Source organism: Vulcanococcus sp. DEBay_Sum29NL08_54, from assembly GCF_017859255.1.
Taxonomy (GTDB): domain Bacteria; phylum Cyanobacteriota; class Cyanobacteriia; order PCC-6307; family Cyanobiaceae; genus Vulcanococcus.
On the sequence record NZ_JAFMNJ010000018.1, the window covers coordinates 23,298 to 31,450 of the forward strand.

Sequence of the window (8,153 nt, forward strand, 5' to 3'; positions counted from 1 at the left end):
TTGGAGATGGAGTCAGGCATCGAGCAGCGGCTGCAGTGTTTGGTGCCGCGGGCCCTGCTTGATCCCGAGCGCAGGGACTTGCCCTGCGGCGATGCCCAGGGATTGCTCCCGGTCGAGTTGGCGTGGCAGGGCACTCAGCTCCGCTCGATCGAACCCTGCCGGCAGAGCGGGTTGCCGTTGGCGCTGACCCCCTTGGTGGACCCCCATGTCCATCTCGATAAGGCCTTCAGCTGGCCAGGCTTTCCCAACTACAGCGGGCGGATGCAGGCGGCCCTGGAGCTGAACCTTGTAGAGGGACAAGAGCGCAGTGCCCAGCAGGTGCTGGAGCGGGGTGAGCGGGCCCTCGATCAAGCCTGGCGCTATGGCCTGCGGGGCCTGCGCAGCCATATCGACAGCGGTGGCCCCTGTTCGCGCCCCAGCTGGGATGCGCTGCTGCAGTTGCAGCAGCGCTGGCAGGAGCGGGTCCAGTTGCAGCTGGTGGCCTTGGCTCCCCTGGCCCACTGGGGCTCGAGTGAGGGCTTGGCGTTAGCCAAGCGGGTGGCGGCTGCGGGCGGTCTCCTGGGTGGGGTCTTGGGACCTCCCTTCCCCAGCAGTGGCCGCGATGGGGCGGAACTGGATCAGCTGCTGCGCTTGGCCGGCACCTTGGGGTGTGGCATTGATCTGCACATCGATGAGTCCTCCGAGGCCCCCGCCGCCGGAGTGCAACTGCTGGTGCAGAGGCTCGAGCGCTTCCACCCTGGGGTGCCGATCACCTGCAGTCATGCCAGCAGCATGGGGCTCTTGAGTGCAGCCCAGGCCAGGCCCTTGGCCCGGCGGTTGCAGCGCTTGGGAGTGGCGGTTGTGGCCTTGCCCACCACCAATTTCTGGTTGTTGGGGCGCGAGCAGAGCGTGAGCTCCGGCTTCCGTCCCCTGGCCCCCCTGCGGCTGTTGCAGCAGGAGGGGGTCGCGGTGGCCCTGGGGGCCGACAACGTCCAGGACCCCTGGTACCCCGGTGGGGACTTTGATCCGTTGGATTTGCTGCGGCTGAGCTTCCGCGCCACCCACACCCCCCCTTGGGAACGTCAGGGACTGATGCCGTTCACGACGACCCCCGCCCGCCTGCTCGGCCTGGATTGGGACGGGGTGCTGCGGGTGGGCGGACCCGCGGATCTGCTGTTGACCAGTGCCGGGAGTTGGTCGGAACTGCTGGCCCATTCCCCCCAGCGCCGGGTCCTGCGGCAGGGCCGTTGGCTGCCGCCGCCGGATCAGGCCCATCCCGATCCCCGGCTTGCCAATTTGGGCTGATGCAGAGCACCCCCGATCTCCCAGGCTCCCTGCCCCAGGGGCTCCCCGATCCCGCCAGCGCCGCTCAGCTGGAGGCCTTGGCGGCGGATCTGCGGGCGGCTGGATTGCCGCTGCTGCGCAGTGCCGGCGAGCTGGAGAGCCTGGCGGCCGATGGGTTCGTCTATTCCCCAGTGCTGCAACCGCTGCTCTGTGGTCTGCGCGCTCAGATCGGGGTGCGGGTGCAGGCCCCCGAGGAGGTGCTCCAGGTGGCCGCAGCCTGCAGCCGCCACGGCGTCAGCCTGACGGTGCGGGGTGCGGCGACGGGGAACTATGGCCAGTGCATTCCCTTGGCCGGTGGCCTGCTGCTGGAGACCAGCGGCCTGAACCGCCTGCGGCAGGTGGATGCCAGTTCCGGGGTGTTTACGGCGGAACCCGGGATTGTCCTGGCGGAGCTGGATCGCCAGTTGCTCGCCCATGGGCGGGAGCAACGGCTGCTGCCGAGCACCGTGCGCACCGCCTGTCTCGGCGGCTATGTGGCGGGGGGATCCGGCGGGATTGGTTCGCTGCGCTGGGGGTTTTTGCGGGATCCCGGCCACCTGCTTGGGGTGGAGATGGTGACGCTTGAGGCGGAGCCGCGGCTGCTGCAGCTCGATGCGAGCGCCGCCCGTCCCCTGAACCACGCCTATGGCACCAATGGAATCTTCACGGCCTTGACCATGGCGTCGGCGCCGGCGGTGGCTTGGCGGCAGTGGGTGCTCGATTTTGAGGATTGGTCTGCTGCCCTGGCGGCGGCCCAGCAGCTCTCTGGCTCGGCCTTGGAACTCAAAGCGCTGTGTGTGCTGGAGGCCGCCGTGGCCGCACGCTTGCCCTGGCCCCAGGGCTGTCCGGACGGCAGTGGCGGCGCCCATCGCCTGTTGCTCCTGGCGGCACCGGATGCCACGGCCGTCCTGGAGTCGTGGATCAAGGAGTTGGGGGGACGGCTGAGTTGGAGCGCTCCCCAAGGGCAGAGCCGCGGCGTTCCCTTGCGGGAGCTCACCTGGAACCACACGACCCTGCATGTGCGCAGTCAGGATTCAGGTTGGACCTATCTGCAGTTGCTCTTGCCGCAGCCGGAGGCGCCCGCACTGGAGGCCCTGCGGGAGCGCTGGGGCGACGATCTGCTTTGGCACCTGGAGGCGGTTCGCAGCCAGGGTCGTCAGCGTTTCGCCTGTCTTCCCCTGGTGCGTTGGCGGGGAGCGCAAGCCCTGCAGGAGCTGATCGACCAGGCCCGTGATCTGGGCTGCCTGCTGTTCAACCCCCACGTCATCAGCGTGGAGGACGGAGGCCTCGGGGTGGTGGATGCGGATCAGGTGGATGCCAAGCGGGCCTATGACCCGGCTGGGTTGATGAACCCGGGCAAGTTGCGCGGCTGGACCTAGCAGCCCAGGCTGGCGCGGGTGTTGGCGCCCGTCGTCGGGTTGGTGCCCGAGGCGCTGATGCAGAAGTTGCGCTGATCGGCGCGATCGAGCAGGGCGTCGGTGAAGTCGGCGTTCTCCACCTGGGCACCGGTGAAGGTGCTGCCGGAGGCGATGACCCCAACCAGGACGGCATTGCGCAGGTCCGTGCCGCTCATGTCGGTGCGATCCAGCAGCACATCCGAGAGGTCGGCGCCGTTGAAGTTGGCGTCGGGGAAGGCCCCTTGGGTCAAGATCGCGCCATGGAGATCGGCGCCGCTGAAGTTGGCGGCTTTACCCACGGCGCCGGCGAAGGAGGTGTTGGCCAGTTGCTGGCCGGAGAAGTCCTTGCCGCTCTGGTTGGTGAGGGTGTAGTCGACGGTGTCCTGGAACAGGGCTCGATCCTGGAGGCCCACTCCGGCTGAGGTGTCGAGGGCCAGGGTCAGGCCTGGGGCTCCCAGCAGGATCACCGCGGCCCACAGCCAGCTGAAGAGACGGGTGAAGGTCATGGCGGTGGTGGGGCCGGGACTTCAGTCTGTCGGGTCAAGCAGCGGCAGGAGGGCCGCCACCAAATACAGGGAGCCGCAGGCGACCGGCAGGCGCTCTGATTGCACCAGCCACTCCAGGTTCTCGCTCAGGTCGCTGGGCCCGTCTTCGATGCCAGGGACGTCCTGACGCAGTTCAGCGGCACTCCAGCTGCTGTGCTCCGGCAGGGTCACGACCCGGACCAGATCACCGGGCTCCAGCAAATGGCGCAGCAGATCGGGTGCGTCCTTGTGCCGTTGCATCCCGATCAACCAGCGCCGCTGACCGGGCTGGAGTTCCCGGCGTAGGGCGGCCGCGGCAGGCGGGTTGTGGGCGCCATCGATCAGCAGTGGCTGGCCGTGGAACTGGCGCTGCTCAAGCCGGCCGGGCCAGCGGGCCTGCAGCAGGCCGCGGCGGATGGCCTCATCTGTGACCTCGAACCCCTTCTCCCTGAGGGCCTCCGCGGCGGCGATCGCCACGGCGGCATTGCTGCGTTGCAGCGCGCCGCTGAGCCCCAAGCGCGGTCCCCCATTGGCTGCGCTGGCGACAGGTTCTCTCCAGCGCAGTTCGCAGGCGCGTGCCTCGGCCTGCGCCTGCAGCACGGCCTGGACCTCTGGGGCCTGGGGACCGCTGACGGCGATGGCCGAAGGCGCCATGACCGCCGCCTTCTCCTGGGCGATCGCCTCGAGGGTGGGGCCGAGGTGTTCGACGTGATCCAGTCCGATGGATGCGAAGGCCAGAACGTCCCGCTGGGGGTGGACTGTGGTCGCATCGAGTCGCCCCCCGAGCCCCACCTCGAGGACGGCCAGCTCCACCTCCGCTTCAGCAAAGGCGACAAAGGCCGCCACGGTGATCAGTTCAAAGGGGGTGAGGTCATGGCGCAGGGCCAGGGGTTGCAGCCGTTGCAGCAGCGTTTTGAGAGCCTCTTCGCCGATGGGGCCCTCGGGCAGGCGGATGCGCTCACACCAACTCAGCAGGTGGGGGGAGGTGTAGAGCCCGCAGCGCACCCCAGCGGCGCTGACGATCCGCTCGATCATCGTGGCGATGGACCCCTTGCCATTGGTCCCGGCCACCTGAACGGCTTTGAAGCGCCCTTCGGGATGGCCGAGTTCAGCGAGAGCCGCCTGAATGCGGTTCAGCCCGAGGTCCACACCCCGGCGGCTGAAGGGAGCAATCAGCTCGCTGAAGGGGTCGGGGAGGGACACGCCAGCAGGGCTTTCTCGAGTCGCTTGACCGCCAAACGCAGGTGCCGCGGTTGGATCGTCAGGGGGGGAACAAAACGCACCACATCGGTGCCGGCTGGAACCAGCAGCAGACCCTGGTCCATCGCGGCCTTGACGACGTCAATCGCCTTGGGACCGCCTGCCTGCAGGACCAGGCCCTGCAGCAGTCCCCAGCCGCGCACGCCCTTGACCAGTTGGGGATGGCGTTGGACCAGCTCCAACAGGAGGTTCTGCAGCAACGCACCCATCTGCTCGGCATGGGCCGGCAGGTTTCGGCGCTGCAGTTCGGAGGCCACCGTCAGGCCGGCGCGGCAGGCCATGGGGTTGCCGCCGAAGGTGCTGGCGTGCTCGCCCGGTTTGAGCTGATCTGCTGAGGCTTTGACGCAGAGGGCGCCGATGGGGAAGCCACCACCGAGGCCCTTGGCCAGGGTGAAGGCATCCGGTTCAACCCCCAGTTTTTGGTAGCCCCAGAGGCGGCCCGTGCGCCCCACACCCACCTGGACCTCGTCAAAGATCAGCAGGATTTTGTACTGATCGCAGAGATCACGAACCCGCTGGAAGAAGGCCACATCTCCGGGGTTCACGCCCCCTTCACCCTGAAGGGGCTCCAGCAGGACCGCAGCGACGCGGGGGCCTGCGGCTTCGCAGCGATGCAGCAGCGCCTCAAAGGCGGAGATGTCGTTGTAGGGGAAGTAGCGGAAGCCCTGGACCATGGGCTCGAAGCCCTGGTGGTACTTCGGTTGACCGGTCGCGGTGACCGCCGCCAGGGTGCGGCCGTGGAAGCTGGCGTGGGCCGTGAGGATCAGCGGGCCCCGCTCGTGGCTGGTGTCGATGCCCCGCACCTGATGGCCGTGCTTACGGGCGAGCTTGATGGCCGCTTCGTTGGCTTCGGCGCCGGAATTGCAGAAAAAGACGCTCTCTGCGCAGCTGTTGTCTCGAATCCAGCCCGCCAGTTGCTCCTGCTCGGGGATCCGATACAGGTTGGAGACGTGCTGCAGTTTGCGCAGCTGGCGCTCCAGGGCCTTGCGCATCACGCGGCTGCTGTGACCGAGGGTGCAGACGGCGATGCCGGCGACCGCATCGAGGTAGCGGCGGCCCTGCTTGTCCCAGACCCACACACCGCGTCCCCGGACGAGCTCCAGGGGGAAACGGCCGTAGGTGTTCATCACCGCCGTCTCAGACGGCGATGTGGTCGGTGGGGGAGAAATAGGAGCGGTGGGACTTGAACCCACATGCCCGAAGGCGCTCGATTTTGAGTCGAGTCCGTCTACCAATTCCGGCACGCTCCCGCGTTGGTGACTTTAGGGGTCAGCCGAGTCGGCGGATCGAGGCGCCAACCGCGTTCAGCTTGCCCTCGAAATCGGCATAGCCGCGGTCGAGGTACTCCAGGCCCTGGACGGAGGTGATGCCCTCAGCGGCCAGGCCGGCGAGGACCATCGCGGCGGAAGCGCGCAGGTCGGAGCCCTGCACCGGTGCTCCGCTGAGCCGAGGGACCCCTTCGATGAAAGCGGTGTTGCCTTGGGTGCGAATCGCGGCTCCCATGCGCTGGAGCTCGGCGACGTGCTGCAGCCGGTTCTCGAAGATGTTTTCCGTGACGACGCTGTTGCCGTTGGCGGTGGCCAAGAGGCTCATGAACGGTGCCTGCAGGTCCGTGGGGAAACCCGGGAAGGGCTGGGTGCGCAGGTCCACCCCCTGAATGGCGTCAGCACTGATGGTCACGTTGGTGCCATCAATCTCCAATTTGCAGCCCACCTCTTCGAGCTTGGTCAGCACGGCGCCCAGGTGATCGGTGACCACCGGTGCCACGGTGAGGCAGGAGCGGGTGATGGCGGCGGCCAGCAGGAAGGTTCCGGCTTCGATGCGATCCGGGATCACGGCGTAGTCCGCGCCGTGCAGACGCTCGACGCCAACGATGGTGATCGTGGGGGTGCCGGCGCCGCGCACCTTGGCGCCCATGGCCAGGAGGAGTCCCGCGAGGTCCACCACCTCGGGTTCGAGGGCGGCGTTTTCAATGACGGTCTCGCCCTCGGCCAGGGCTGCGGCCATCATCAAGGTCTCGGTGGCACCAACGCTTGGGCAGTCCAGGTGAATCCGTCCGCCGGTGAGGCGGTGGCTGCGGCCCGGGACGACGGCGGAGACCACGCCGTGCTCAATCGTGACCTGGGCGCCGAGGGCTTTGAGTCCTTTGACGTGCTCCACCACGGGGCGGGTGCCGATCTGGCAGCCGCCGGGCAGGGGCACCCGAGCGATGCCGGTGCGGGCGAGCAGGGGACCGATGCAGAAGAAGCTGGCCCGCAGGCTGTTGACCAGCTCGTAGGGCGGAGCGGACTGGTTCAGTCCAGACCCATCCATTTCAAGGGTGTCGCCGTGGTGAGAGGTGGCGACACCCAGGGAGACCAAGATCTCGGCCATCCCACCGATGTCGGTGAGGGGAGGCACGTTGCGCAGGCGCAGCTGCTCTGTGGTGAGCAGGCTGGCGGCCATCAAGACCAGGGCCGAATTCTTGGCGCCACTGACACGGAGCTCGCCTGCAAGTCGGCGACCACCGGCAATTTCCAGTTGCGGGGTGAGAATCTGTTGAGACGGGACGAGAGTCGCGGTCATGGCTAAAGGCGTCCCGCCTGAGGGGCCCTATCCTGACAACAACGAATGAGACCGGCAAGACGGCCGGCATTCGAACTGGCTCGAAGCCATTGCTGGCCTGGTTTGTGGCCGATCCTGCCCCTCCCCAGGCTGGGTCCCTTGATGGGGTACATTTCGCTGGTCGCGCTAAGCGACGCCCCACACCCTGCGGATGTGGCGGAATTGGTAGACGCGCTAGTTTCAGGTACTAGTGGCAGCAATGTCGTGGGAGTTCAAGTCTCCCCATCCGCACTGAAGGCTCCTCCCCTCGGGGAGGAGCTTTTTTATTGCTGATCCAGGCGGCTGTTGCCAGCTTTGGGTCGGTGCCCACTCAGCGCTTCCTTCTGTTTTTGAGTCGATGCTCGTCCTGAAGATCTCCAATGCCCCGGAAGTGATGGCCTCGAAGATGGGGCGCTTCCTTGAGGCCCTCACGCCCGATGCCTTCGACCAGAAGACGATTGAAGACGTGCTGATCAAGGAGCTGATCAAAAATCTGCAGGCGGAGGGTCTCAAGGGCGAGGTGGCAGCGGTGCGGGGCCTGGACCTCGACGACAAAAGCCTCGTTGTGGGCGATGGCCTGCACGTGAGGCGCCACGAAACCTTCTGATGGAGCTGATCACCAGCCGCCGCAATCCCCTGGTTGGCCGGTTGCGTGCTCTGCACCAGTCCAAGGGACGCCGCGAACAGGGCCTGCTCCTGCTTGAGGGCACCCACCAGCTCCAGGAGCTGCTGCGGTTGGGGCTCTCGCCCGAGCAGCTCCTGGCGACCCCGGCCTGGCTGGAGCGCCATGGGTCCCTTTTGGGGGACCTGAACGAGCGTCTCCAGCCCGTCGGGGAAACCGTTCTGGCCGCTGTTGCCACGACTGAAACCCCCGACGGGGTGGTGGCGACCTTCAAGCGGGACGCCTTGCCGAAGGCGCACGGAATTGGATCCTTTGTGCTGGCTTTGGATCAGCTGCAGGATCCTGGCAACCTCGGCACCTTGATGCGCACGGCCCTGGCGGCAGGGGTGACCGATCTCTGGCTGGGGGGCGGCGCTGACCCCTGTCAGCCGAAGGTCCTGCGGGCTTCAGCGGGGGCGGCCCTGG

General features: G+C 67.3%; 8 protein-coding genes and 2 tRNA genes. 5 read left to right on the forward strand and 5 right to left on the reverse strand.

The window, feature by feature from the left end:
* Positions 1 to 6 precede the first annotated feature (6 nt).
* Both QZ186_RS07595 and QZ186_RS07600 read left to right on the forward strand, forming a co-directional pair.
* On the forward strand, positions 7 to 1,284 hold the full coding sequence (locus QZ186_RS07595) for an amidohydrolase family protein (RefSeq protein WP_296416332.1): 1,278 nt from the start codon (positions 7 to 9) through the stop codon (positions 1,282 to 1,284).
* Positions 1,284 to 2,681, forward strand: a complete 1,398-nt coding sequence (locus QZ186_RS07600) for an FAD-binding oxidoreductase (protein WP_296416333.1) — start codon at positions 1,284 to 1,286, stop codon at positions 2,679 to 2,681. The genes QZ186_RS07595 and QZ186_RS07600 overlap by 1 nt, the downstream gene beginning before the upstream one ends.
* On the opposite strand, the gene QZ186_RS07605 is transcribed toward QZ186_RS07600, so the two are convergent.
* The 5 genes from QZ186_RS07605 to murA all read right to left on the reverse strand — a co-directional run bounded on the left by QZ186_RS07605 (position 2,678) and on the right by murA (position 7,048).
* A complete protein-coding gene (locus tag QZ186_RS07605) occupies positions 2,678 to 3,205 on the reverse strand; it encodes a pentapeptide repeat-containing protein (protein WP_010318109.1) in 528 nt (175 codons plus the stop codon). The two genes, QZ186_RS07600 and QZ186_RS07605, sit on opposite strands and share 4 nt — an antisense overlap.
* Positions 3,206 to 3,226: 21 nt before the next feature.
* On the reverse strand, positions 3,227 to 4,426 hold the full coding sequence (locus QZ186_RS07610) for a Mur ligase family protein (RefSeq protein WP_296416334.1): 1,200 nt from the start codon (positions 4,424 to 4,426) through the stop codon (positions 3,227 to 3,229).
* Positions 4,396 to 5,610 carry an aspartate aminotransferase family protein gene (locus QZ186_RS07615; RefSeq protein WP_010318107.1) on the reverse strand — a complete coding sequence of 405 codons (1,215 nt, stop codon included), beginning with the start codon at positions 5,608 to 5,610 and terminating at the stop codon, positions 4,396 to 4,398. The genes QZ186_RS07610 and QZ186_RS07615 overlap by 31 nt, the downstream gene beginning before the upstream one ends.
* A 41-nt stretch (positions 5,611 to 5,651) precedes the next feature.
* Positions 5,652 to 5,733: transfer RNA gene (locus QZ186_RS07620), tRNA-Leu, on the reverse strand.
* Positions 5,734 to 5,752: 19 nt separating this feature from the next.
* Positions 5,753 to 7,048, reverse strand: a complete 1,296-nt coding sequence (murA, locus tag QZ186_RS07625) for a UDP-N-acetylglucosamine 1-carboxyvinyltransferase (RefSeq protein WP_010318106.1) — start codon at positions 7,046 to 7,048, stop codon at positions 5,753 to 5,755.
* 186 nt (positions 7,049 to 7,234) lie between these two features.
* Here murA and QZ186_RS07630 point away from each other — a divergent pair.
* The 3 genes from QZ186_RS07630 to QZ186_RS07640 form a co-directional block, all read left to right on the forward strand.
* Positions 7,235 to 7,318 (forward strand) — tRNA-Leu (locus QZ186_RS07630).
* Between the two features lie 106 nt (positions 7,319 to 7,424).
* Entirely contained in the window at positions 7,425 to 7,673 is a 249-nt protein-coding gene (locus tag QZ186_RS07635; RefSeq protein ID WP_010318105.1) for a hypothetical protein, read from the forward strand.
* Positions 7,673 to 8,153: RNA methyltransferase (locus tag QZ186_RS07640; RefSeq protein WP_296416335.1), on the forward strand; the 481-nt coding region annotated here is incomplete at its 3' end. The genes QZ186_RS07635 and QZ186_RS07640, both read left to right, overlap by 1 nt.